23 protein-coding genes are annotated in these 26,405 nt (G+C 47.9%); 10 read left to right on the top strand and 13 right to left on the bottom strand.

All coding sequences use genetic code 11. The features are described from left to right. The first annotated feature begins 65 nt into the window (after positions 1–65). A complete protein-coding gene (locus tag KNO91_RS11625) occupies positions 66–503 on the top strand; it encodes a MerR family transcriptional regulator (RefSeq protein ID WP_214818062.1) in 438 nt (145 codons plus the stop codon). Positions 504–544: 41 nt separating this feature from the next. On the opposite strand, the gene guaC is transcribed toward KNO91_RS11625, so the two are convergent. The 7 genes from guaC to KNO91_RS11590 all read right to left on the bottom strand — a co-directional run bounded on the left by guaC (position 545) and on the right by KNO91_RS11590 (position 12,889). Further along, on the bottom strand, positions 545–1,528 hold the full coding sequence (guaC, locus tag KNO91_RS11620; RefSeq protein WP_214795910.1) for a GMP reductase: 984 nt from the start codon (positions 1,526–1,528) through the stop codon (positions 545–547). A gap of 200 nt (positions 1,529–1,728) precedes the next feature. Next, complete coding sequence (locus KNO91_RS11615) at positions 1,729–3,789, bottom strand: PAS domain S-box protein (protein WP_214818060.1); 2,061 nt, start codon at positions 3,787–3,789, stop codon at positions 1,729–1,731. A 112-nt stretch (positions 3,790–3,901) separates the two neighbouring features. After that, positions 3,902–5,086, bottom strand: coding sequence for an MFS transporter (locus KNO91_RS11610; protein WP_214795914.1), 1,185 nt, complete (start codon positions 5,084–5,086; stop codon positions 3,902–3,904). A gap of 153 nt (positions 5,087–5,239) precedes the next feature. Beyond that, complete coding sequence (locus KNO91_RS11605; RefSeq protein WP_214790089.1) at positions 5,240–7,249, bottom strand: catalase; 2,010 nt, start codon at positions 7,247–7,249, stop codon at positions 5,240–5,242. Positions 7,250–7,381: 132 nt separating this feature from the next. Further along, complete coding sequence (locus KNO91_RS11600; protein WP_251126637.1) at positions 7,382–7,897, bottom strand: hypothetical protein; 516 nt, start codon at positions 7,895–7,897, stop codon at positions 7,382–7,384. A 183-nt stretch (positions 7,898–8,080) separates the two neighbouring features. After that, positions 8,081–9,283, bottom strand: coding sequence for an NAD(P)/FAD-dependent oxidoreductase (locus KNO91_RS11595; protein ID WP_214818056.1), 1,203 nt, complete (start codon positions 9,281–9,283; stop codon positions 8,081–8,083). A 99-nt stretch (positions 9,284–9,382) separates the two neighbouring features. Continuing rightward, positions 9,383–12,889 (bottom strand): lamin tail domain-containing protein, encoded by a 3,507-nt coding sequence (locus KNO91_RS11590; RefSeq protein ID WP_214818054.1) that lies wholly within the window; start codon positions 12,887–12,889, stop codon positions 9,383–9,385. Positions 12,890–13,263: 374 nt separating this feature from the next. Between KNO91_RS11590 and KNO91_RS11585 the strand changes: the two genes are divergently transcribed. The 5 genes from KNO91_RS11585 (at position 13,264) to KNO91_RS11565 (ending at position 16,633) form a co-directional block, all read left to right on the top strand. After that, positions 13,264–14,025: an alpha/beta hydrolase gene (locus KNO91_RS11585; protein ID WP_214818052.1), complete on the top strand. Its 762-nt coding sequence runs from the start codon at positions 13,264–13,266 to the stop codon at positions 14,023–14,025. Between the two features lie 129 nt (positions 14,026–14,154). Further along, entirely contained in the window at positions 14,155–15,810 is a 1,656-nt protein-coding gene (locus tag KNO91_RS11580; RefSeq protein ID WP_214790453.1) for a glycoside hydrolase family 13 protein, read from the top strand. Between the two features lie 54 nt (positions 15,811–15,864). After that, positions 15,865–16,203 carry a hypothetical protein gene (locus tag KNO91_RS11575; RefSeq protein WP_214818049.1) on the top strand — a complete coding sequence of 113 codons (339 nt, stop codon included), beginning with the start codon at positions 15,865–15,867 and terminating at the stop codon, positions 16,201–16,203. Between the two features lie 57 nt (positions 16,204–16,260). After that, positions 16,261–16,464 carry a YwbE family protein gene (locus KNO91_RS11570; RefSeq protein WP_015880320.1) on the top strand — a complete coding sequence of 68 codons (204 nt, stop codon included), beginning with the start codon at positions 16,261–16,263 and terminating at the stop codon, positions 16,462–16,464. Between the two features lies 1 nt (position 16,465). Beyond that, positions 16,466–16,633, top strand: coding sequence for a hypothetical protein (locus tag KNO91_RS11565; RefSeq protein WP_015880321.1), 168 nt, complete (start codon positions 16,466–16,468; stop codon positions 16,631–16,633). Positions 16,634–16,674: 41 nt separating this feature from the next. Here KNO91_RS11565 and KNO91_RS11560 read toward each other — a convergent pair whose 3' ends face one another. Further along, positions 16,675–17,589, bottom strand: coding sequence for a hypothetical protein (locus tag KNO91_RS11560; protein WP_214818047.1), 915 nt, complete (start codon positions 17,587–17,589; stop codon positions 16,675–16,677). A 456-nt stretch (positions 17,590–18,045) separates the two neighbouring features. Here KNO91_RS11560 and KNO91_RS11555 point away from each other — a divergent pair, with 456 nt between their 5' ends. Further along, positions 18,046–19,518 carry an alanine/glycine:cation symporter family protein gene (locus KNO91_RS11555; RefSeq protein WP_214790101.1) on the top strand — a complete coding sequence of 491 codons (1,473 nt, stop codon included), beginning with the start codon at positions 18,046–18,048 and terminating at the stop codon, positions 19,516–19,518. A gap of 50 nt (positions 19,519–19,568) precedes the next feature. Here KNO91_RS11555 and KNO91_RS11550 read toward each other — a convergent pair whose 3' ends face one another. After that, positions 19,569–20,369, bottom strand: a complete 801-nt coding sequence (locus tag KNO91_RS11550) for a formate/nitrite transporter family protein (RefSeq protein WP_214790103.1) — start codon at positions 20,367–20,369, stop codon at positions 19,569–19,571. Positions 20,370–20,462: 93 nt separating this feature from the next. Continuing rightward, entirely contained in the window at positions 20,463–20,852 is a 390-nt protein-coding gene (locus KNO91_RS11545; protein WP_214790105.1) for a VOC family protein, read from the bottom strand. A gap of 80 nt (positions 20,853–20,932) precedes the next feature. On the opposite strand from KNO91_RS11545, the gene KNO91_RS11540 reads away from it, so the two are divergent. The 3 genes from KNO91_RS11540 to KNO91_RS11530 are packed head-to-tail and all read left to right on the top strand — an operon-like array spanning position 20,933 to position 24,219. Beyond that, the gene (locus KNO91_RS11540; RefSeq protein WP_214818045.1) at positions 20,933–22,051 is read left to right on the top strand and encodes a GTPase; all 1,119 of its coding nucleotides are present in this window, start codon (positions 20,933–20,935) and stop codon (positions 22,049–22,051) included. 14 nt (positions 22,052–22,065) lie between these two features. Further along, positions 22,066–23,208, top strand: a complete 1,143-nt coding sequence (locus KNO91_RS11535; RefSeq protein WP_214818043.1) for a YcjF family protein — start codon at positions 22,066–22,068, stop codon at positions 23,206–23,208. Positions 23,209–23,256: 48 nt separating this feature from the next. Continuing rightward, the gene (locus tag KNO91_RS11530; protein WP_214818041.1) at positions 23,257–24,219 is read left to right on the top strand and encodes a 2-hydroxyacid dehydrogenase; all 963 of its coding nucleotides are present in this window, start codon (positions 23,257–23,259) and stop codon (positions 24,217–24,219) included. A gap of 38 nt (positions 24,220–24,257) precedes the next feature. Here the strand turns inward: KNO91_RS11530 and KNO91_RS11525 are convergent, their stop codons facing one another. The 3 genes from KNO91_RS11525 to KNO91_RS11515 all read right to left on the bottom strand — a co-directional run bounded on the left by KNO91_RS11525 (position 24,258) and on the right by KNO91_RS11515 (position 26,405). Further along, positions 24,258–24,863: a YflT domain-containing protein gene (locus KNO91_RS11525; RefSeq protein WP_214818040.1), complete on the bottom strand. Its 606-nt coding sequence runs from the start codon at positions 24,861–24,863 to the stop codon at positions 24,258–24,260. A gap of 12 nt (positions 24,864–24,875) precedes the next feature. Continuing rightward, on the bottom strand, positions 24,876–25,391 hold the full coding sequence (locus KNO91_RS11520; protein WP_214790115.1) for a YflT domain-containing protein: 516 nt from the start codon (positions 25,389–25,391) through the stop codon (positions 24,876–24,878). A gap of 111 nt (positions 25,392–25,502) precedes the next feature. Then, positions 25,503–26,405 (bottom strand): hypothetical protein, encoded by a 903-nt coding sequence (locus KNO91_RS11515; protein WP_251126185.1) that lies wholly within the window; start codon positions 26,403–26,405, stop codon positions 25,503–25,505.

The following is a 26,405-nucleotide window of genomic DNA, read 5'->3' as shown; positions in this document are numbered from 1 at the left end:
CAATTTGGTATAGTGAAAGTCTAATTCTTAGAGTGAACTCTAAGTCAAGCAGAAAGGTGAGTTACATGTATACAATTTCTGAATTCAGTCGACTGACCGCGACGAGTGCCCATACCATTCGCTATTACGAAAAAGAAGGACTTCTGTTTCCGAAACGAAAAAATGGTCACCGACGATACGACGACCAGGATGTGACATGGTTTCGGTTCGTACTTCGATTGCGTGAGACGCATATGCCGATTGATCAGATTCGATCGTACGTTTCATTGTTTCTTGCTCAGGAAGAACAAGATACGACACAGGAGCGCCTTGCATTGCTTGAAGCCCATCATGCGAATGTGGTGGCGCAATTAGAGGCTCTCCAGGAAACAGAGCGGATGATTTCAGAAAAAGTCGATACGTATCGCCGCCTCTATCCTACGGTTCCCAATCAAGACAGTCTTGAATCTTCTTCGATCCATACGATAACCAACAGCATATCCAAAAGCGACAAAAAAACCTGAGTTTGGTTGAATACCAGACTCAGGTTGTACGATTGCCATTCTTAATATACTTTATCCCCATTGAAGATTGAGTTTTTCACCATGACATAGTCTACCGTGCGCAATGCTTCGAGACTGTCGCCACCCGCGTAAGAAATCGCCGACTGGAGGTCTTGCTCCATCTCGGTCAATGTGTCTTGTAGTGCCCCCTTGTGTTCGACAAACATCTTTTTCCCCTCGACGTTTTTTCGCTCCCCTTTTTGGAACTCAGAAGCCGAACCGAAATACTCTTTTAATTGTTTGCCGTCTTGCTCAAACGTTTCCCCTGGAGATTCGTCATGACCAGCGAACAAGGATCCAATCATGACCATCGAAGCGCCGAAACGAATCGATTTGGCGATGTCGCCATGTGTACGGATTCCCCCATCCGCAATGATTGGTTTTGTTGCCGCCTTGGCACACCAACGAAGTGCAGCCAATTGCCAGCCGCCCGTGCCGAACCCCGTTTTGATTTTCGTAATACATACTTTCCCTGGCCCGATTCCGACTTTCGTAGCATCCGCACCGGCATGTTCTAATTCGCGAACAGCCTCTGGCGTCCCAACGTTCCCCGCGATGACGAATGAACCCGGAAGGTGGTGCTTAATATGTTGAATCATTCGAATGACTGCATTCGAGTGTCCATGTGCGATATCGATTGTGATGAATTCTGGCGTATGGCCAGTCGATTGAAGCATCTCGATAAACGCATACTCCTCATCCTTCACCCCAACGCTGATGGAGGCATAAAGCCCCTTCTCATGCATGTCTTGGATAAACGCGAGACGCGTCTCAGGATTGAAGCGATGCATAATGTAAAAGTATCCTTTTTCGGCCAACATGAGTGCTACTTTTTCATCAATGATTGTTTGCATGTTAGCAGGAACGACTGGTAAGCGAAACGTGAAGCCACCGAGCTCGATGGTCGGATCACATTCCGAACGACTATCGACAATACATTTTGCAGGAATTAATTGAATATCTTCATAATCAAACACTTTATCCATATGTCACACCCCTATTTACGAACATTAATGTCTTTAACAATAAAAAACTTCGCCCATTCGGTAATATAACGCGAATAGCTCTCGAAGTCAAAGGTAAAATGGATAATAAACATCTAAAAATGAATAAATTTATCTTTCGATATGTTTAATGTTCGGTTTTATCTGTGATTTACTGATGTTTCACGTGAAAAAAGGATCACTCAAAGGTGATCCTTGGAAAGGGCATATTGATTTCTTCCGCCAGCTTTCGCCTCATATAGGGCGAGATCGGCGCGTTTTAACAATTGTTTAGTGGATAATCCTTTGACATATCGGGCACCCCCGACACTCGAAGTGGTGATGAACGTATGATGATCGATTTCCCAAGGGCGTTGTAGCGCCTTGATGATTTTTTCTGCGACGCGATGGAGAGCAGATGCGTCGTTGTAGCGAATAAGAACAGCAAACTCATCACCGCCGAGTCGCGCGATCATATCTTGTTTTCGAAGAACCGACGTCAAACGACGCGCTAATTGTCGCAAGAGTTCGTCACCGACATCATGTCCGAACGTATCATTAATTTGTTTAAAACGGTCGACATCGAGGGCGAGGACGGCCAATTTCTCCTGTTCCAGTTCGCTTTGTCCAATCGCTTCTTCGAGATAGGCGAGGAAGTAGCGTCGATTCGGCAAATCGGTCAACGTATCGTGATACGCCAAATGCTTCAATTGCTTCTCGAGCGCCTTACGTTGCATGATTTCACGACTGACCGTCAAGTAGTGAAGAAGTTGACCCGATTCGTTGTAGATCGGTTGAATTTTTGTTTCGAGCCATACCCAGCGTTGGTCGGCATGGAAGTGACGGAATTCAAGCGTCAATGAGACATCTTGCTCTTTCAATTCTTTTAATTGCTTACGCACGATATGGATGTCATCCGGGTGAATATAGTCAAGCGTATTCTTTCCTTCGTAGTAACCGGGCGCAAAACCGAGAATTGTCTGGTGAGATGGGGATGCATAACGAACAGCACCGTCCCGTTCTAACATGCAGACGAGATCGCTCATGTTTTCCGTAATCAGTCGATATTGTAATTCGCTTTGCCTCAAAGCTTGCTCCATTTCACGCTTTTCCGTGACATCACGCAAAATCGTCAACACGGCCATCTGTCCCTCATAGTCGATAAGGAGACTACTGATGTCCATCTGTAGTCTGTCTCCGCCTGACGTTACAATGACCATTTCCGTATCTTGTACAGGTCCCCCGAGTTCAAGGGAGGCGAGGCGTTTACGAGTGGACTGATGATACTCTTCCGCAATGAAAGAGAAGATGGACTCACTCTCGAGATATGTCTCCCCGATCGTGGCGAGCGCCATCTCGTTCGCATACAAAATCTTACCGTTTTGATGGACGATGATGCCTTCTGGAATCGTCTCAATGAGTTGACGATAGCGGCGCTCACTTTCAATTGTAGCGCGTTCGGCATTCTTCTCAGGCGTCAAATCGATGATGATCGCAAACAGTCCCGTAATATTACCGCCGACTTCGATCGGGATGTTCAACACGGACAAATCGAGCCGTTCCCCCGACTCATGAGTAGCGTAAATCGAATATTTATGAGGGATGCCGGACAAGGTGAACTGTAATCCTTTACGGACACGAGAACGTTCTTCTTCAGGGAGCCAATGAAGAAACGGTTGATGGAGCATCTCCTGTTCTGCATATCCAGTGATGGCTGTAACAGCTGGGTTGACCGATTTGATATTTAGATGATGATCGAGCACGAAAATCCCATGAGGCGAGTAACGTCTCAGTGATTCATGATGATCTTTTAAAATCGATAATTCAAGTTCGCGACGCTTTCGTTCTGTCACTTCGCGAACGACCGAGACGATATGGGTACAGATCCCCTCATCATTAAAAATAGGTGTTACTTCTGACTCGAAGTAATGAAGGGGAAGTGTTAACACGTCATCCGCTTCTACCGTATCTGTATAGAACGAGTCAGCGAGACGATAATCTTCATAGACGACACTTTTTTTCGTTCGAATCGCTTCATCGTAATGCTTTTTAATGAGCGCGGCCGTATCGGCAGGGACGAGTTCGTCAATCTGCTTTCCGACATCTGCGTCCGACCACTTGATTGCGCGCTTTGCAGGTTCATTCACGAAGACATACCGATAAGCTGAACCATCGACTTCCATAAAGAACACATAGTCTGAAATTTTATCGAACGTCCGTAATAAAATCGATGCGTTGTATTGAAGTGTTTGGTCAGCTTTCATCTCGTCTCCCTCATTTCGTTCATTCTATTTTTTACACGTCATTTTTATCTTAACGTATCCTTCGGTAAAATGTGTGAACTTTCAAAAAAAGACAGGATGTGTAGACATCCTGTCAGGCAGCTTCTTTCAATTGTTTTTGTTCGCTTCGGCCGTTCATGAGGTAATACAAGAAAATGGTGAAGAGAACGACACCAGAAAGCATCAAGTACAACGTCGAAAACCCGGTCAATGGAATGAGTAAACCGATGAAGTATGGACCAAATCCGAGACCTGCATCGAGGGCGATGAAGAACGTCGAGGTGGCCATTCCCATCCGATGCGGTGGTGAGGCCTTAACGGCGATCGCTTGAGTACCGGACTGGATATTCCCGAACCCGAGTCCAATCAGAGCACCTGCGAGTAATAGCATCCAGCCACTGTTTGCTTGACTAAGCACGAGAAGCCCGATGGCGAAGATGGCGATTGCCGGATACATGACGACGTTCGCGCCGCGCGCATCCATCAACTTCCCTGTGATCGGACGAGACAATAGGACGGCGACGGAATAGACGAGGAAGAAGATACTCGCTGCTTCGATCAAGTCGAGTTCACTTGCGTAAAAGTTGATGTAGGATAAGACACTCGAGTAGCTAAGTGCAGCCATCCCGATGATGAGCGCAATCGGTAACGCCTTCGGTTCGACGAATGACTTCAAAGTGAAGCCACGTACGACTTCAGGAGCGTCTACTTCAGGTACGTTCACGAAGAACGTACTCGCTAAACTGATCAGTCCAATCACGAAACAAAGTCCGAAAATGACCGTAAAGCTCGTATATTGGCTAAGGAGCAACCCGACGAATGGCCCGATGGCTGTCGCCAGGGTAGAGCTCATACTGTAATAACCGATTCCTTCACCTTTTCGAGTCGCAGGAATGACTTGCGCTACGATTGTTCCGGTTGCGGTACTCGATAATCCCATCCCGAGACCGTGTACGAAGCGGGTGAGTAACAAGAAACCGACGCCCCAATGGACGAAGTACAGCAAAATCGTTGCGGTGAAAAAGACGAGACCGATATAGAGCGTCTTTTTCCGACCGATCGAATCGATGAGTCGACCGATGAACAATCGCCCGGTCAGTGTCCCGATGATAAAGATGCCGGTGACGAGTCCTGCCTGGCTCGTCGTCGCCCCGTACGACTCGACGGCATGTACCCCGATGGTGACCATCAATAAGAAAAAGATGAGCGTCAGGAAGAAGTTGATGAGCGAGATGATCAGAAAGTCTCTCGTCCATAGTTTTTGGATAGGTTGATGCATCGAACACGACGCCTCCTTTTCTTCAAAATCGAATAGTTAATAAACATAACTAAAAGAGTATACCAAATCAAAACAGGATTGTCTGAGATGATGCATCCGATGGAGCGGACGAGCACAAAAAACTCGACTCATAAATCGAGTCGAGTGAAGTCGTTAAGCGCGGTCCCAGAAACGGGCGGTCGCGATCCCGTCGATGAATGTATCGAATCCATCGAGGTTATGCTCGTCAAACGTGAAGACACCAGGCTGGTCTGTTTTCACGCGGCACGTTGCGAGTGCTTCTTTATGATGCACGTGCAGGGCGAGCGGTTTATAGTGCTTGTACGTATTTTCGATAAACTCGAGAACGTCGTCTTCGACATGGGTTGCGGCGCTCACCAAGAAAGCGGCATCGAAGAGGCTCGAGTCGACCGTGTCGTACGTCTCTTTTACTTTCAGGTCACCCAGCATATGGGCCTTCTTGCCGACGAGACTGTAGTTGACGTTGTGGTCGGCAAGCTTCTTCACCCATTGTTTCACTTGATTCGCATCCACATCACCGGCGAGAAGAAGGGCGACGCTCTTCGTATCCGGTTTTTTGATTGTATTCGCCATGGAGAGGGCAGGGGACGTCTTGTCTGACTGGACCTCATTATTCTCTTCTGGCACTTGTACGCCTAAGTTGTCGGCGACGACTTCGGCAAGATGACGATCGATTCGGTTCAATAAATCGACAGCGTTCTCTTTCACCATGTCGGACTCACACTTCCCGAGCTCGAAGCTGCAGGCGTCTTGAATATGTTGCTTCTCGACATCGGTCATGCTGTTATAGAAGAGCTTCGCCTGTGAATAGAAATCAAGGAAGCTGTCGCTGCGTCCCCGAATCTTATGTCCATCGACTTTCTCTTGGTAGTGCTCGAATCCACCTTGGTCGGCTGGTACGGGTTCTGGCTGGTTGTTGTTGAGCGCATTTTTATGATAGCTCGTCTGTCCTTTATGGACGGCCATTTGATGCATGCCGTCACGCTGGTTGTTATGGAACGGACAAACCGGCTTGTTGATCGGGATTTGGTGGAAGTTTGGTCCACCGAGACGCGAAAGTTGCGTGTCCGTATAAGAGAATAGACGACCTTGTAAGAGCGGGTCGTTCGAGAAATCAATCCCTGGGACGAGGTGTCCCGGATGGAACGCGACTTGCTCGGTTTCGGCGAAGAAGTTATCGACGTTTCGATTGAGCGTCATCTTCCCGACAAGTTTCACAGGGATTTCTTCCTCTGGCCATAGTTTAGTCGGGTCTAGAATGTCGAAGTCATAGTTGAACTCATCTTCTTCCGGGATGAGCTGAAGACCGAGCTCCCACTCTGGATAATCCCCTTTGTTAATGGCTTCATACAAGTCGACACGATGGAAATCGGCATTTTTCCCGACTGCTTTTTGGGCTTCGTCCCATACTTGTGAATGAACCCCGAGCTTCGGTTTCCAATGGAACTTGACGAAATGTGCTTTTCCTTCTGCGTTCACGAGACGGAACGTATGGACCCCGAACCCTTCCATCATGCGTAGACTGCGCGGAATCCCCCGATCACTCATCGCCCACATGACCATATGAGCAGTTTCGTGGTTTTGTCCGACGAAGTCCCAGAACGTATCGTGCGCGCTTCCCCCTTGCGGCACTTCCGTATGCGGTTCAGGTTTTACGGCATGGACAAGGTCAGGGAACTTGATCGCATCTTGAATGAAGAAGACAGGGATGTTGTTCCCAACTAGGTCGTAGTTTCCTTCGTCTGTATAAAACTTTGTCGCAAAGCCACGGACGTCACGCACCGTATCCGCAGAACCACGTGATCCTTGGACGGTCGAGAAACGGACGAATACCGGTGTCGTCTTCGAAGGGTCGTTCAAGAAATCAGCCTTCGTGATGTCGGCGAGCGGTTCATATACGTGGAACTCTCCGTGAGCACCGACGCCACGAGCGTGAACAATGCGTTCTGGAATCCGCTCGTGATCGAAGTGGGTCATCTTCTCCCGGAAATGAAAGTCTTCAATCAAGGTAGGACCACGACGCCCTGCTTTCAGTGAGAATTCATCTTCCGCCATCTTCAACCCTTGGTTCGTCGTCAAGCCTGCTTGTTGTTCGTTATCAATCGTATGTTGTTTTAATTGCTCTTCTTTCTTGTTCCCCATGTGATTGCCTCCCTTAAGTATGACTGACCGTCGTAAGTCGCGTTTTGACCTACTGTATCGATGTTCCCTAACGGAAATAAAAAAATCCCTCTTTTTCAAAAAAGAGAGATTTCACACAAATGGTCGATTAGCTTACAGTACGGCCCATACATGCTGTTTCAAGACGACTTGTTGCACGGCTTTTGGGTCGAGATCATATTCATTGGAAACGATTCGCGTCACTTTTGACTTCACATCAGGATCGTCGGGATCTTGTTTTGTATATTGTTCTTGCCATAACGCCCAGATTTGAATCTCTTTGTCAGTCAGTTTCGTCGACCACTCTTTCTCACGCAGTTGCCAGCCGAACGACATCTCGTCTGTTTGACCGGGCTCGACCCAATCGGCAAGCGCATAGTCGCCTTCAGGAGCGAATACGGCTTCACCAAGTGTGGGGTCTGTCCCGATATAGGCGGCATCATCATAAAATCGTAGCAAGGCGGCTTGAAACTGATCGGACTGTCGAACTTCATCGATGACGTCGTGACTGATTGATTGAAGTTCATCCGTACTTGGTTCGCCATGAACGACGACATCGTATTCATAGCGGGTGACACCGTCGTCTTGAACAGGTGAACGTTCTTCAATTGTATATATTTCCTCGGACATAGAGACGTGTTCAGACTTTAATTGTGTAGTGGGCGTGGACTCGTGCGGCCAAAACCAGAGGGCGCAGCCGAGAGGAACGAGAAACACGATAAGTCGGCGAAACGTGTACACCCAATTTGCTTTTCTTTTTTTCTTCAATCCAAAAACACTCCTTCAATATGTAACAACCCCAAAGAATAGGGGTTACGTTCGATCTAGACGAACGAGATCGGCATCCGGATGGACTTGACCACGAACGAGGGCGCTCAGGATGTGAGAGCCGAGCATGCTGTACACCGTCCCATTTCCCCCATATCCGAGCAAGTAAAACAAATTCGGTCGATTCGGGTGTTCCCCGATGAACGGAAGCTGGTCCACCGATTCTCCAAATAAGGCGACCCAGGCGTAGTCGACTTCGAGATCATACATCGGGAAGAGTTCAGCGATCTTCTCCTTCACTCGCTCAGCCCGATCATTCATGAGCGCCTCATTGTGAGGCGTCTCTGCTTTGTCTTCGTCGAGACCGCCAGCGATAATTCGACCATCCGGAGTCGTACGTAAATAGAGGTACGGTCGTTTCGTCTCCCAGATGAGTGCACGCCCTTCCCATTCGGTAAATTCAGCAATCGGATTTGTGGCGATGGCATACGAACGATTCAAATCGATACGATGAGAATCGAGTAGGGGAGCAGGGCCGTAGCCCGTCGCAAAGATGACTTTATTCGCTTTAAATGTTCCGTTTGAAGTGAAAACGAGCCAATCCTCACCGTCCGAAACGACTTCATCGACCGACGTCTCTTCAAAAATCGGTACATGCTGTTTCGATAAGTGACGAATGATTTGACGGCTGAGCGTGAGTGGATTGACTTCAGCATCCCCTTTTGTGATCAATGCCGCGGGTTTCTCAAATGGGAAGCGTTCACGCAACGCCTCACGATCAAGCCATTCTACTTCAAAACCATGCTTCGAAAGCATCTCATACTCAAGTTTCAATTTGGCAACATCGGCCTCTTCGCTCGCAAAGCAAAGGCTATCCCGTCGAATATAAATCTCGGATGCGCCCACATCTTCCGCTACTTGATCGAGCGATTCAACGGCATCGAGACAAAGGTGATAGAAGCGTACTGCTGCTTCCTCGCCAATTTTTTCTGCAAGTTCATGTAGCATGATGTCATTCGAATATTGAATGAGTCCCGTGTTCGCCGACGTGCTACCCGTTCCGACTTTCCGTCCATCCAGTACCGCAAAATCCACACCATCCTGTTGTAACGTATAGGCGGTCAACGTCCCGGACATACCGGCACCGATGACGAGCACGTCATAATGCTCTTTTTTCTCAGGTTTTTTCAATACGACGTCATCTGATTCGGTCGTCGGCCAATATAAGTCTCCGTTATACAATTCCATCGTTTCATCCTCCATGATTCAGCATCTTTCTTTTTATCCCCCCTTCAAGAGAGGCGAAACCCAAAAAAACCGCAGACGATGTGTCTGCGGTTCAACATGTTATTTCTTGATGATGATGGATGAAGAGGAAGCACCCTTCGTATACGTGATGCGTTGGACATTTTTTGCCCCGCGAATCTCGGCAAGATTTTTCCCGTCAACAATGACTTCCTTCACTGTTGCGCCTTTGAAGTCGATGATGGCACCGGCTTCTTTTGGTTTCACTTGAACGACGACGTTTTTCAAAGCGTCACCCGTCAATTCCGTGAATGCACCACGAACGAAGATGCCGTTTTTAAAGTTCGTGCCTTTTCCAATCGTCACGCCGATGAAATCCTCTTGAAGGACGAGGCGAGCGGCCGGATGATTTTCTACCGTGTAACGTGTCAACTCGACTTCAGGTTCCGGTGTGAAATCGATTTGTGCGAGAACCGGGTCGTGGTCACTGGCGCGACCTGACATCTCCGTGAAGTCCGCATTGACGTGAATCATGTCAATCTTTGTAGAAGCGGCCAAGCGGTTCGACACGAGGATATGGTCGAGCACTTGCGAGTTCCCTTGATAGACATATGAGTAACGGTCGACAGCAGGGACTTTCTCGACCATGTTCGTCATCAAGTCACCTTTGAAGATTTGAAGTGCATCTGAGAATTCGAAATCGTTGAAGTCTCCAAGAGCGACAACGTTCGCTTCTGGGTTCTTCGTCTTCACGTCCGCCACGAAGTTGTGTACGACTTCTGCGATCTTCTTACGTTGTACCTCACTTCCGAGCACGACCGGCTGTTGTGAACCGAAGAAGCCAGTGTCTCCACCTTTTGAGTTCCAGTGGTTCGCGATGACGATGACGTTCTCGCCTTGGAAGTCGAATTGAGCTGCTAACGGCTTACGTGAGCGATCGAACGCTTCATTCGTCGGGTCGATGCGTCCCGGGTTATGTGTCAACTTGCCGTCCTCGTATCCGACAGCCGTCGTCGCATCACCAGCAGGCATTCCATCCGTCAATGACACGCGCTCAGGGTCATACAAGAAGCCGACGCGGATGTTGGCATCCGGTGCGCCACCGTCTTGGTTGTTCTCTGGGTCGATGTTGACGTACTTATATGTTTTTCCACCGACAGCTACAATGTTGTCAATCAAGCGTTGATAGCTTTGGTCGGCGGCAGAACCTGCACCTTTGTCCTGTCCATCGTTGTCTTGTACTTCTGTCACGCCGATGATGTCAGGGCTGTTCAATTCGTTGACGAACGCTTTCGCCAATTTGAGTGCTTTCTCATCAGATGTTTCTTTGATGTTGTTCGAGAAGTTCTCTAAGTTGTACGACGCAATCGTCAATTGATCTTCTGCTGCTTCGATGAACGTCTTCTCACGTTGCGCGTCCCCTTTGACGAAAGCAGCTTTCATGTTCTCGAGAGAGGCTTGGATCTTATAGTTACCGAACGAGTAGCCGACAACACCGACGATCGGTCCGTTGAAACGGTCACCTGTCGCGACATCGAAGTCACGCGCTTCTGCGTTCGGTTCAAGACGGAACTGAATGCGTTCTGGGTTCGCGTCGTTCTTTTTCAATAAGACGCCACCATTGAACGTCTCCGTTGGTGTATCTTCGAGAACGGTCACCAAGTCACCGTATTCTTGAGGTCCGACCGATTTCAAGTTGTTCGTTTGAACGCGCATGCCTTCGAGGCTCTCCCAGAAGTCGATGGCGTCTTTTTCAGGGTTGAAGACGGCGAGGTTATCACTGTCGATAAACTCAGTCGGGAGGTTTGTCGCATCAATGGTAATCGGAGTCGGAAGTGTCACACCGCTCTCGAGCACTTCAACTTTCCCATTACGCGTATCGATTTGCGTCATCTTCATATCTGTCTGTTGACGATCGCTATATCCTTCAATCGCGTACTCACTTACTTTTCCGTTCACTTTGACGAGATCACCGACTTGAATGCCAGCAATTGAACGTCCACCGTAAAGGACAATCCCTTCAGATGTGCGTGCATCGTCATCGGCTTCCGTATCAGGAGTTTGAATGAAGTAATACGTCGTTCCGCTCGAGACGAAAGTAGATGTGACGATTCCTTCAACACCTTCAACCGTCTGACCGTTCATCGGAGCCGTGTGGTTCGCTCCTTGGATGTCGTGAATACGAATCTTGTCTGTGATCTTGTAAGAGAACGTGGAGACCGCGCTGAATGTATCTCCTGTTTTTACAACTGTCTTCAACGTCGTCGAGTTTTCGATGCGAATCGGGTTCTCATATCGAGTTCCGTTTTCTTTCGGATCAGAACCGTCGAGTGTATAGAAAATCTCAGCGTCTGCCGTCGTTGTCGAGAGCGTAACGTCTTGCGATCCAACGAACGTACCAGCACCTGGTTTTGCGACGGCAGGACGAAGAACAGACGTATCGATGACCGTATCCGCCGGGTCACGCGGGATGATTTGATAAACGTCGTCAAACTGTTGAACGATTCCTGTGATGGATGAATAGTTCACGTCTGTCTGCAAATCGAGGATGCCACGCTCGTCACGAACGATGAACTCCTTCGTTCCGTCCGTTGCTGTCAAGTTTTGGCCGCTACCTGTGAGCGTGACATTTTTGACAGTGACCAGCTCTGACTCAGCATCCTCATTGATTTGTTCGCCCGTCAACACTTGTGGGGCAGGGAGCGCCGCCGCTTGCTTCGATACGACGACCGCACTGTTCAATTGAAGAAGTTCACGATACGAACCGACGACACCCGTAACGACGACTTCATCCCCGACATTGACCGCAAGCGACGTTGGACGGATGGAAAGACCACCTGTCGCGTCTTGAATGGAGATCGTGTTCGCTAATTTTCCTGTGACGACTCCTTTTACCGTGACCGTCTCGTTTTCTGCTTTTGTCCGTGCATCAGCGATTGAGATCGGTGTGACCGGTGCAGGTGGTTCCGTCGTTCCGCCATCTCCGTACTCGACGCCTTGGAACGTGTGTGCTCCGAGGTTATCGAACGAGTCCTGTGGCGTCGATGTCCATTCAACCGAAGGATCGAAGGCATTGCTGCCATCACTATCGCCACGCGTCACTGTATCTTTACGAATGAGCGATTGGTCGGCAGTCGCCACGGTCGTTCCCCATTTTGTACCTGGGTCGAAGCCGAGTTGGCCGAAGACATCGAGAACCGTGTCTCCTTTTTTCAAGATGATTGTGTCATCACCGTTGAAGTTCGTGACAGCGCTCGTTGTATCCGATTTTGCTTTCAATGCTTCCGATGCACTGCCGTTCACGATGACATATGTAGCCCCTGGTTCGAGTGTTCCCGTCAGGTTCAATGTGTTTCCGGCAGTCGTGCCGCCGTTTGAATACAATTCAATTGTGTAAGCAGAAAGATCGATTGTCGCGTTTGTTCCGTTGAACAACTCGATTGCTTTGTTGTTACTCGAACCTTCTACATATTCTGAAATGAAAAGGTCTGAAGCGTTCAACGTCTCGGCGTACACGTTTGCCGCGATTGGCGTCATGCTGCTGACGATGAGTCCTGCTGACAAGGCGAGTCCAGTGACTGCCTTAAATGATTGTGTTGGTTTCCCCATGTGTAAGTCTCCCTTGGATGTAATTGTGTAATCCGATTTCCCCATCGTACGTTGTCATAAATTGATTATAAACAACCCTCCTTCACATCAAAAAAAACTATGATAACGCTTACATTACTTTCCTTTTAACGAATCACTTGAAAAATTATTCGTGTATTGTCAAAAATGACAAACACATTTCCCAAGTTTTAAACTACATGTTAAACATAACCAAGCAGACGTCAGAACTCAATCCACTAAATACGAAGTTATGATTACAGTTTGATGACAAAGTAAAGGATCATTGAAGAACTTGACGATTACTCGGATAACTTTTACACTCTTCTAATACGAATTAATTGTATCGGTTAAGTGGGTATTAAAAGGAGGCAGTAATGAGAGCAATCAACTATCCAGTCATTCCTGGGGCAGGCGCATTTTATTATGAAGGAAACGAAATCGGTATTTTGCTTTGTCATGGGTTCAATGGAACGCCTCAAAGTGTTCAAGACGTCGGAATCGAATTGATGAAACAAGGATTTACCGTGTATGCACCGCGTTTAAAAGGACACGGGACAGACCCGGAAGATTTTCGATGTTCGACTCATCGATGTTGGTATAAGAGTGTGGTTGAAGGCATCGACCGATTACGTGAATCATGTCGGACGGTCATCGTCGTAGGGCAGTCGATGGGTGGGACGCTAGCGCTCAAGGCCGCCCTTGACGAAAAAGCAGATGCAATCGTGACGATTAATGCTGCGTTATCCGTACCGGGATATGCGTGTCATGCATCAGATACCGAGTGTCGCTTTATCGATGAAGACGCTCCGGATATCGCAGCAGAGGATGTGTACGAGATTGTCTATGACCGTGTGCCGACAAAAGCGATTCGGGAGTTGCTTTCATTGATTGATGAGGTGAGACCACAAGTCGGTTCGGTAAACGTCCCGACATACGTCATCCATTCGGCTGTCGACAACGTCGTGCCGCCAACCGACTCGATTTGGTTATACGATCAACTTCAAGGTACAAAAGAATATGCGGTGCTTCCGAACTCGTATCATGTCGCGACGATGGATCATGATTGGAAACACTTATCGAAGCTCATCACGACTTTTTGTGAACAAGTGGGGGCGCTTCATTCAAATGCAGTGTAAACTGCATTTTTTTGTGAGTTGATTATTTGCAAACGCTTGCACTAATGCTATGGTAAATGTGAATCATACCTTATTGTAGGAGGCACGTGCCGTATGGAGACGTTGTTCAGCCAAACGAAACAAACAGAAATCAGTCGCGTATGGTGGAAAGAGGCGATTGCCTATCAAATCTATCCACGAAGTTTCAAAGATTCAAACGGAGACGGAATTGGGGATCTCCGTGGCATTATCGAAAAACTCGATTACTTAGAAGACCTTGGCATTGATGTGATTTGGATTTGTCCGATGTATAAATCGCCAAATGATGACAATGGATATGATATTAGTGACTATCAAGACATTATGGAAGAGTTCGGGACAATGGAAGATTTCGATGCGCTGTTAGAGGCGGTGCATGCACGAGGCATGAAACTGTTGCTCGACCTCGTCGTCAACCATACGTCGGATGAGCATCCGTGGTTCCTCGAGTCGAAAAGCTCCAAAGATAACCCGAAACGGGATTGGTACATCTGGCGAGACGGAAAAGACGGTGCGCCACCGAGCAACTGGGCAAGTATCTTTGGCGGCTCTGCTTGGGAATACGATGCGCAGACCGACCAGTATTACTTACACGTCTTTTCGAAGAAACAGCCGGATTTGAACTGGGAGAACCGTGAAGTCCGAACGGCCGTCTATGACATGATCAACTGGTGGCTCGATAAAGGCGTCGACGGGTTCCGTGTCGATGCCATCAGTCATATTAAAAAGATGCCAACAGGGACGATGCTTCCATCTCCGGACGGCAAGCCGGTCGTCACGGCGTTCTCGATGTATTCAAACATTGAAGGAATCCATGACTACCTTCAAGAGATGAAGCGGGAGACGTTCTCGAAATACGATATAATGACCGTCGGTGAAACGAACGGGATTGAACCGGAAGCGGCAGATCTTTGGATGGGGCCAGAAAACGGTGCGATGAATATGGCATTTCATTTTGACCATGTCGACATTATGCGACGGTCGCGACTCGCCCCACTCGATGTTGTCGAGTTGAAACGAATCTTCGATAAGTGGCAGCAAGGTTTACGCGACACAGGATGGAACGCGCTATATATTGAAAACCACGACATGGTGCGAGCGGTCTCGCTCGTCGGGGATGAGCAACACTACTGGCGGGAGAGTGCGACTGCGCTCGCAATGATGTATTTCTTTATGCATGGGACACCGTTCATCTATCAAGGACAAGAGATTGGGATGAAGAACGTGCCGCTCCCGTCCATCCATGACTACGATGACGTCGCGACGAAAAATGAGTACTTCGAACGAATTGCGAACGGGATGAGTGAGCTTGATTCGATGCAACAAGTGTGGGGCACGTCCCGTGACAACGTGCGAACACCGATTCAATGGGATGCGTCACCATATGCCGGTTTCTCGACGACAACCCCATGGATGCCGATTCATGAAGAGTACGAGACACTCAACGTTGAGGCGCAGAAACACGATCAACACTCGATTTTATCGTTCTACAAGGAGATGATTCGTCTTCGCCGGGCCGAGGATACGTTCACGTACGGTCGTTATCGTGATGTCTTGCCGGAACATAAGCAGGCTTTCGTCTACGAACGTACATTTGAAAATAATCGATTCTTCGTGGTCGTCAACTTGACCGCTAATCCGGCAGAAGTGACCATTCCGGAGATTGCGAGTGCGACGCTTGTCATGACGAATGAAATCGATCCGGAGACGATTGATACCGAGACATTTATGTTGCGACCATTCGCAGCACGTTTGTATCGTTTATGATAGAGGGGTACCTTCTTAGGAGGGTACCTCTTTTGAATATGAGGTGAGACGAGGATGCATACGGTTATATTTTCGAATGAGAACGAGTCAGTGCAGGTTGTGATTGCAAATGCCAATCGTGAACGATTAACTTTACGGATTGGGGAAAGTTGTAGTGTGATCGCTGTGACGGCGTATCTCGACTTTGCAGAGACGTTCGCGGAGGCTTTTCATTCTCTACAAGGATTAGCTACGCTTTGCGATATAGACGGAAACGAGGTCATCGACGTCAGCTTCTCACATCGGGGCGTCCGTATCGCGTTCCATAATCCCTTTCCGGAGAAGGTGCTACAGACCGATCAAAGTTACATGACGGAAACGATGCGACAAATCGGGATCTGGAATAGGCTGTGACAAATGAGGGAAAAGAGCATATGATAGAGATTGACTAAATGGAAAGGGGTGTCGGGTATGGATGGAACGAAACGTGCTGACATTCGCCCAGGGCTCCATGTCCAAATCGTTTTGAAACAAGATCAACGAAGCGGGAAGCTGACGAAAGGCGTCGTTCAAGATATCTTGACGAACTCGCCACGTCATCCGCATGGAATCAAAGTGCGTTTGAGCGATGGACAGGTCGGTCGTGTGAAAGTGATCGAAGCTGGAGGTGAGTAAGATGAGCGAGAAAAAACTATCTTTTCAAGAAGCGATGAAACAAAAGCTTGCAGAAAAGAAACAGAACCAGACGAAGGTTCCGACAGGTTTACATGGTACAAAACAAAAACCGTTAACGAGTCAATTGACGAAAAAACCTAATAACCAGAAGAAACGTACTGGTATTTAAAAAGCAGTCGCTTGAAAGAAGCGACTGCATTTTTTGATGGATTAGTCGTGTAACGTATTTTCAAAATAACCGTTGTTGAATTGATCGAGAAGTTGTTGGTAATACTTCATTTGGTCTACGTTATTGTTAGCTAAAGCTGTTTCTGCGCCGGAAAGTAGTTCGCCAACTGTCAAACCAGTCGATATGCCACTGTCTTTATAGACGAGCTCTAGATCAAGGAACGCAGGGTCATTCAATAATACGTTGATTTTCGCTGCTGTCAACTGCATAATCAATCGTTTTTCTTCCGTCATTGATTTTGGAGAACCTGTCATTAATGCAGACAACGCCTGTTGTCCTTCAAGTGTGCTGACATCATAGGATACTCCTTGAATATAAACGATTGAACCATACTCAAACGAGACTTTTTCATAGTTGAAGATGTTCTTCCAGAATCCGATTGTATAGACCCCATAATCGATCTCTGGTGGCGGAGGTGTGCATTCTTCAACAGTCAATGTCACATAGCGGACCCAAGGAGTTCCAGTGCCTGGATCACCAGGATAAGCCGTCTCCGTCTTTCCATTGACGATTGTATCTAGGTGAAGGAAAACGTTAAATTGGAAGCCGTTTGACTTCAATACACTTTCGTCTACGCCAAGATAACTTGCTAACGAAGCATAAGGGATTAGTAGATGTGTTGGATCAACGAGCGATGCTGTTTTAAATTCGTATGCGCCTGGACTTCCACGTTCGAGTGATTCGCTTGTTAACCGAAAATCAATTTTGATGTTTTCAGGCACGTCAGCTAATGTCACACCATCATTTAAATCGATGACAATTTTTAGACCGTCTGCGACAAACTCAAAATCGACGACTCCGATTGGGATGTTCTGTCCTGCATAGATGGTTGAATCAGAGGTGGTGGAGATACACCACTGCGTCCCGTCATTTGCTTCGACAACATTACCTTTCATGGGTAACAAGGACAACACGAATGCCAACACAACGAACCAAGACAACCATTTCCGATGCCTTTTCATGATGGATTCCTTCTTTCTTCTAGATGACTTTACGTGGTGAACAGAAGGTGACAACTATAGTAAGTTAATACCCGATAAACAGAGAAAACATAGATGAAACTCCAAAAAAACAGCTTAAAATAGAGGGATAATGGACTGACTTACCCTTAAAATTCATGAAATTGAGTTTTCAAATATGTCAAAACAATCATGATTTAATATTTCTAAACATTTTTATGTAAGCGCTTTAAATGACTAAAAATAAGGAATCTCGTCGAATTGATGTGAAAAAAGAGTGAAATCACCTATAAAAAAATTGTTGCTAATTGTCAGAATCTTTGTATAATTCAGAACTAAGACATCATAAAAAATTCTCAACTTCAGATTCACACAACAGGGAGGAACTTATTCATGGAAGCGATTCAAGGTATGTTACAAGGAAGCGTCGACTTTTTGAACAACATCTTATGGTCGTACGTATTGATCGCCGTGCTCGTCGGAGCCGGGATCTACTTCACAGTCAAAACACGATTTATGCAGTTCCGTTACTTAAAAGAAATGTTCCGGACGATTACAGATAAATCGGACGTAACACCATCAAAAGATGGAAAGAGTATCACACCAATGAAATCATTCTTCATCGGTGCAGCTACTCGTATCGGTACGGGTAACCTTGCAGGGGTTACGGTAGCGGTCACACTCGGTGGACCAGGAGCGGTCTTCTGGATGTGGATTGTCGCCCTTCTCGGTGGAGCGACAGCGATGATTGAAAGTACATTGGCTCAAGTATACAAAGTGAAAGACGATGTCGCGTACCGCGGTGGTCCGGCTTACTACATTGAAAAAGGTTTGAACAACCGTGCGCTCGGAATCGTATTCGCGGTTCTCATCGCCGTCACATTCGGTTTGATCTTCAACTCAGTTCAATCGAACACGATCGCTGCAGCATTCGATAACGCGTTCGGTGTCGATGCAGTCATCGGTGGAGCAGTCTTAGTCGTCCTTACAGGTCTCGTCATCTTTGGTGGTGTACAACGTGTCGCGAACTTCTCGGCAATCGTCGTACCTGTCATGGCTGTTCTCTACCTTGCAATCGCACTTTACGTTGTCGTTGTAAACTTCGCTGAACTTCCAGCTGTCTTCGCGATGATCTTCCAAAGCGCATTCGGCTTAGACGAAGCGGTCGGTGGTTCAATCGGTGCTGCGATCTCAATGGGTGTTCGTCGTGGACTCTTCTCGAACGAAGCTGGTATGGGTTCTGCACCAAACGCAGCAGCTGCTGCTGAAGTATCGCACCCAGCGAAACAAGGTTTCCTTCAAGCACTCGGTGTATTCTTGGATACATTGATCGTTTGTACGGCAACTGCAGCAATCATCCTTCTCTCAGATAGCTACGCTTCAGGGAACGGTGAAGGGATTGTCCTTCTTCAAAACGCTTTGACTGAACAAATCGGAGCGCTTGCTCCAGCATTCATCGCTGTCAGCGTCTTCTTGTTCGCGTTCAGCTCGATCGCAGGAAGCTACTACTACGGTGAAACGAACATCGAATTCATCAAGAAGAGCAAAGGTGCAGTCCTCGGATTCCGTCTTGCAACAATGGCATTCGTTTTCATCGGAGCGGTCGCTAGCCTCGGATTCGTTTGGAGCCTCGCTGACCTCTTCATGGCAGGGATGACATTGATCAACATCGCGGCCATCACATTGCTCGGTGGTGTTGCCTTCAAAGTCCTCAAAGACTACGAAGAGCAACGTGCTCAAGGTCTCAACCCACGCTTCTCTGCTCGTAAGCTCGGTATCGAGAACACAGAGTGCTGGGACGTGGAAGAAGACGAAGTGGCACAAGGTTCTGTTCAAGCAGCCGCTGCTGACTCTTCAAAATCATAATTCGTGAAATGAAACAAACAGGGACCCTGCGAATCGGGGTCCCTGTCTTTTTATGCACGTTGGCGAATCGGTTTGACGGCTTGCTCCGTCTCCGATTTGTTCAAATATAAGTAACTCCCCGCAACGAACAACGCACCACCGACAATATTACCGAGTGTGGCGAAGAACAAATTGTAAAGGGCACCGCTGAAGGTGATGAGGTCCGACGGTACATAGTGGAGCGCAAGGGCAAAAACGCCCATGTTCGCAATCGAGTGCTCGAACCCGGCGGCAAAAAATACGACGACTGGAATCATCGTCAGCATAATCTTCGCGACGTCATTGTTCGTTTTGAGCGGCATGAAGATGGCCAAACAGACGAGCACGTTGCATAAGATCCCTTTCAGAAAAATCGCGAGGGCATCTCCACCGATTTTTTTCGTTGCGACGACGGCGAGTAAGTGCTCACTTGTCACTTCCCCCATACTATGGGCACCGATGACGAGCAAGGCCAGGATGATGGCACCAATCAAGTTACCGACCCAACTGAGTCCCCATATTTTTGCTAAGTCTAGCCAAGCGACACGACCTCGTTTTGCACCGGTATAGAGATACATGGTGTTACTCGTAAAGAGTTCTCCACCCATCCACACGATGAAGACGAGTGCGACCGAGAAGCTCGCGCCGGCGATGAGCATCGTGCCGGGCACATCGATGAACATGTTTCCGACCGTGAACGAGAAGACGACTCCGATTCCAATCAAAAACCCTGCGATGATTGAGCGTAGCATGTATTGCGAAAATGATTGCTGAAGCAAGGATGATTTTTTAAATGCGGCTTCTTCCATATAGTCGACGACTTGCTTTTCCATAAAAAGACCTCCTTTAGACCCTTTCAGTCTAGGAGGTTGACATAAAGTTTGCAATTGTTTTCACAAACTTTCAAGAAGTTATCAAGAAACCGTTCACATCGTTGCCACGAGTTCAACTTTGATACGGTCCGGGTCTTCAAAAAACAGTGCTGTATAGTTCGGACCACCTGCGTGAGGGAAACGGTCCGCATACAATTCGCGAAACCCGTGTGATGTGAGCTGTTGTCGAATTTCTTCTAATTGCTCGAGTGATGAGGCATGAAACGCCAAATGATTCAGACCAGTCTTTTTTCGATGATAGGGCGGAGAAAGGTGATCTTCCTCTGTCTGGACGAAAACGAGATATGTATCTCCGTAACGATAGCTCCGACCTTCTGGCCACGATTGGTAAAGTGTGTACGCCAGTTGGTCACAGAGGAGCCATTCCCAGGCACGCACACTGTCATCAAGGTTGGATACGTACAGTTCAACATGGTGAAGCATGAGAATCATCCTTTCGATGGACGTTTGAAATCGGTCCGTTCGGTATAATTGAACTATACAACGAATGGGGGAGGAAGCATATGGATCGGACAGGGCTCGTCTCGAATATTTTGATTGCCGGGAAGACCGGTGTCGGAAAGAGTGCGTTCATCAATTATATATACGGTCATGACGTCGCCGAATCGCGTGCCGGAAGTCCGGTCACCGCAGAAGGGCTTCATGAATACGAGTATTACGATTTAGAGCGAGGCATCTTATTTCGTTTCTTTGATACGTGGGGGCTTGAAGCAGGCCGTTCCGAAGAATGGCATCAAGCGATCCTATCCATTGTTCATCAGCGCGAAGGTGCCCTCGATATCGCAGAGTGGTTTCACACCATCTATTATTTGTTGTCCGTGCAATCAGGACGTGTCGAGGCATACGAGCTCGAGGCGATTTTAAAGCCGTTATATGAACGGGGGAGCAACGTCACCCTCATCCTGACCAACTTCAATGAGGAAGACCCGATGAGTGTACAGAAGGCGGAAGCGATGGAGCGGGTGCTGTTACGCGAACTTCCGATTGAAGAAGGAGACATCATCCGTGTCAACAGTGTCGAAAAGAAGTTACTGACGGGGAAACGTGTCCCGGTGAGAGGGTACGAAGAGGTGTGGAAACGGAATCGAACGAACTTGTGGAAAGACATTGAACGAAAACTTCCCATCAATCTGACGAATCATCTCATAGAAGAATTGGAAGATTGGCGCATTCGAAGTATCACGTCAGCGGAAAAAATCCGCATGCTGACTCCGCAAGCGATGATCAGTTGGAAAGCCCGGAATATTGAAAAGGATTTAGAGAAAACGCTCGAACAGGCGGCCGTGACGACGGAAGACGCGATGGCAGAAGGGGTGCGTCACTATATCCAACTCATGCAGCGGTATCCTCTGGTCGGTGAGCAAGCCGATCATCTGTTTAGAACGAGACGAGTCGAGCTCGGATTTGACTATTCGTTCGGGAAAACAGTCCGAAAGATGGTTCTTGGAATGATTCCTGGGGTGCACTTCATCTACTGGGCATTCAAGCGCCGAACGGCAGAACGAGGCATCAAAAAGGCCATCGATCAACAATATGCATCCGTGAAACAAACGATTGAAGAAGAGATTCGACGTGGCTTTGAGCGAGAGATGCGTCAACTTGGTCAAACGCTCAACTCATAAAGGGGGAAACGAGAATGGAATCGACAAAGCGGTTTGATTTTAAAGAATATGATTTAAAAGCAGAGCTCGATCGCCTTCGTGGCAATGTGAAGAAACCAAACATCCTCATCGCAGGAGCGACCGGGGCTGGGAAAAGTTCGGTCGTGAACCATGTGTTCGGTCGTGATTTGACGAAGGTGGCGGCGGGGGAGCCAGTCACTCGAGGAATTCACCAATATAAAAGTGAGGATATTGCGGTCACGTTGTTTGATAGTGAAGGATATGAAATTGGCAGCGCACGGCAGCAACATTATGAGGAAGAAGTCATCGGTTTTGTGGAGAACGCAAAGCGACAAGAGGCAACGAATCGAATCCATCTTGTATGGTACACGATCAACGCTGCGACAAAACGTGTCACGCCGCTCGACAAGACGCTCATTCGTCGTCTACGTGACTCGACTGCTGTGGCTGTCTTATTTACACAAATCGACCAAGTCGATTTGGATGAACTGACGGCGCTACGAAGTGAACTAGATGAGGTCGTATCAGAGGAATCCGTCTTCCAAGTCAGCATTTCCCCAGAAATATTGAATGATGAGACGTTACGACAGTATGTCGATTGGGAACGGTTGATTGTGTGGTCGGTCGAACAGTTAGACACTTCATTACAGGAAGGACTCTTGATGGAAATTCAGGCAGAGAGTGAAGCGATGCTCAAGTTGAAACGGAAGAAAGCGAATCGAATCATCTCAGGCTATGTGGCGAGTGCGGGGACTGCTGCGGCAGTGCCACTTCCATTCGCAGATGCCGTGGCATTGACACCGATTCAAGTGACGATGAGCGTCCACCTGTTCCGTTATTGGGGTGTGAAGGCGAGTGACGATTTACTGAAGACACTCATTGGAAGCACGATCATCCCACAAATCGGTCGTACGCTATCGAAGACGCTACTATTGAACGTAATGAAATTCTTCCCTGGAGCGAACGCCGCAGCTGGTGTCATTAATGCAACTGTCGCCTCGGGGATCACGTGGGCGATAGGACTCGCCATCAACGAAATTGCTTATCGAAATGCGATGGACTCCTCAAAAACAATCGAGCAGTTGTTGAATCAAGAGTTCGGCTCCTTGTTTGAAAAGTTCCTGAAACAAACTCCGAAGTCGGATCAACCATCTTAACGGCTCCCTTTTGTTAGACTACAAGTAAGTGTAGAGAGGGGGAGAAAGATGAAAAAACGAATCTATATTACGCGGCGTTTGCCGGAAGAAGCAGTCGCGCCACTTCGTGACCATTATGACGTACGGATGTGGGAACATGAGGGTGAGAGTGTCCCACGTGAGGTTCTTCTAGAAGAGGTGGCAAGTGCACATGCACTGTGGACGATGCTCAGTGACACGATTGACCGCGAGGTATTTGAACGTGCAACGAATTTGGAGGTCGTTTCCAACTTGGCTGTCGGCTATAACAACATCGACTTGAACGCAGCGAAAGAGAAGGGAGTCATCGTGACGAATACTCCGGACGTCTTGACCGAAACGACAGCGGACTTGACGTTTGGACTCATGATGATGACGGCACGGCGTCTCGGTGAGGCAGAGCGTGATTTACGTGCTGGCGAGTGGAAGTCTTGGCTACCGATGGGGTATGTCGGGATGGACCTTTATCAAGCGAAGCTCGGCATTATCGGCATGGGACGGATTGGTGAGGCGGTCGCACGACGGGCACGAGGGTTTGATATGGAGGTGCTGTATCACAACCGGACGCGTCGTCATGAGTCGGAGTCGATGTACGGCTTCACGTATGCGGAAATCGATGAACTGTTGACGCAATCTGATTTCGTCGTCGTTCTCGCTCCGCTCACGGATGAGACTCGAGGCATGCTCGGAGCTGAGGAGTTTGCCAAGATGAAAGAAACGTCGATTTTTATCAATGTGGCTCGTGGAGAGATCATCGATGAACAGGCGTTGTATGAGGCACTCAAGGCAAAGAAAATCTGGGGAGCGGGACTCGACGTGTTCACGAAAGAACCGGTCAATCTCGATCATCCGCTATTGACGCTTCCGAACGTGACGACACTGCCGCATATCGGGAGTGCCTCGATTCGAACGCGTCTCGCGATGATGGCGTTGAACCGAGACGCGATCGTGAACGTGCTGGAAGGAAAAGAACCGAAGAATCGATTGACGTAAATAGAGCCTGACGCGGACGCGTCAGGCTCTTCTTATAATTAAAAACGTCGAATGTTGTCTGGGTCTTCGACGTCATTTCGGTAAGCACGATCATCGAGACCACGTAGTTTTTCTTCTCGGTCAGGTTTCTTCGTTTCTTCGTCTAATTTATCTTGTTCTGGGTCCACCGGGTGACTTGGATCGACCGTCTGGGCTTCATGATAAGGTTTCGAATCGATCTCTAATCCGTCGTCTGTATGACTACCGAGATGAGTGGATGATGCGTCTTGATACGGTTTCGCGTCAACCGTCACCCCGTCCTGATGACGACGTTCAAAATCTTCATCGACGTAAACGAGAATTTTACCGGCCTCGACATCGTCATAGTGACGTTTCACTTCATCTTCGCTAAGTCCCATATTTCGTAAACCGGCATGAACATCTTCATGTCCGCTTAAGAAGGATCGGACCTTATCGAACCAACTTGTATGATGTGCAGCTTCCGTATGAACGTCTGTGTCCCGTCTCAAAATCGATATGTTGTCTTCATGCTTCGTGACGACGTAAATGTGTGAGTCCTCGTACCCTTTTGCGCGTAACTCTTCAATTTTTCCAAGCGCCGCATCTTGTGTGTCGTGCATACTGATGAATCGTTTCTCGTTCATAGTAACTCCTCCTTATAGTCGTCGATGGTCTTCTAAACCTGAATGTCCGCGAACAATCGGGTCATCCTTTGTACCTTTTGGTTCCTCGTCATGGTCGTTGAATGGTTTCGCGTCAAACGCGATTCCATCTGCCTCTTCCCCTTTGTCATGATCGAGTTCGCTATCTTTTTTATACATATTCGGATAGCGGTCGTACGAATGGCGATCGACATAGAGTAAAATCTGACCTTCATCGATGGCGTCATAGTATTGCTCCGCCTCTGCATCGCTAAGGCCCATGTTGCGCAGCTCGTCACGGATACGGTCACTTCCATGTAGGAATGCTTTGACGCGATCGAGCAAATTCACATCTCGAACCCCAGCCTCGGCATTTACATCCGTATGGTCACGTAAAGCAGAGATTTCCCCATCTCGTTTGGCGACGACATGCATATTTTTCTCGGCTTCCCCTGCAGCCCTTAATTCATCTACTTTATGCATGACTTCTTGTTCCGTCTGAAACAGACCAATCATTTTACGTTCTGACATCGAATACCCCCTTAGATTTTGTCACTCTTCAATTAGCGTCACAATAGGAGTAATTTCCGTTCTGTCCAAAATCGAAACAAAAAACGCCATCTCCTTAAAGGAGTGGCGTGGTTAGTAGTAAAGCATGAGCGTGTCGTCACCGAGTGAACAACGTGTGCTCTTCCAGACGAATTCAATCAACGTCCAGATGGCCATAAAGCCGCTGATTGCCAAGAGAATGAGAGCATACAGTGGAGTCAATTGAATGACAAACGACCAACCGAGCATCATTAAAAGCGGTTGAATCAAAAAGATGGATGTAACGTAGACGACTACAATGAGTAGAGCAAATGCGATTCGTCTTCCGAGCGTTTGGATGTGGTGCCGAAAGCGGGTCAATACACCAAAGATGGCACCAGTCACGAGGACGGGTAACAGGAAGGCTAAATAATCTACCGGATAAGTCGACATTGGGGCAGTGAATAACCGTCCGCTAAATACATCGTCGATGACGAGCAGTAAGTTGGCGTAGGAAAATGCCAAAATCATACCGAGCAACCAGCCAAATCGGTTCCAAATCGCACGTGACGATTTGAGTGCTTCGATTTTTGTATAGGCGAGGAATGCAAGGTCTCGTACTTCAATCTCTTTTAATGAGAGTTTCGCTTCATCCAGTTGATTGACGGCCCAATCGAAATCTCGATTCGCCTGAGCTTTTTCATGAGGTTTTAATTCATCCGAGGCCTCGATCAAAACGTGGTAACGACGTCGATATTCTTCATTTGTTTCTGGTTGTTCAATGAGGAAACGAGCATACTCGTGCGGATCTTGGTTTAAGAGGCCGTCTAACGACTGTCCACTTTTCTCCGCATGGCGGATGTAGCCGGCGAGTGCCAGCAAGAGGCGGTCCGCTTCCGCCTCATTTCCAACTAGTTCAATCAGGCGCTTTCGCACTTCGTTAAAAAACTGTTGGACGTTCGGGTCGTGAATCATATTCGGTTCCAGGGAGATTCCTCTCCTTTCTTGGTTTGTCAT

The sequence above is a fragment of the Exiguobacterium sp. s59 genome (genome assembly GCF_018617475.1).
Taxonomy (GTDB): Bacteria; Bacillota; Bacilli; order Exiguobacteriales; family Exiguobacteriaceae; genus Exiguobacterium; species Exiguobacterium aestuarii.
This window is presented reverse-complemented; position numbering and strand designations above follow the sequence as displayed.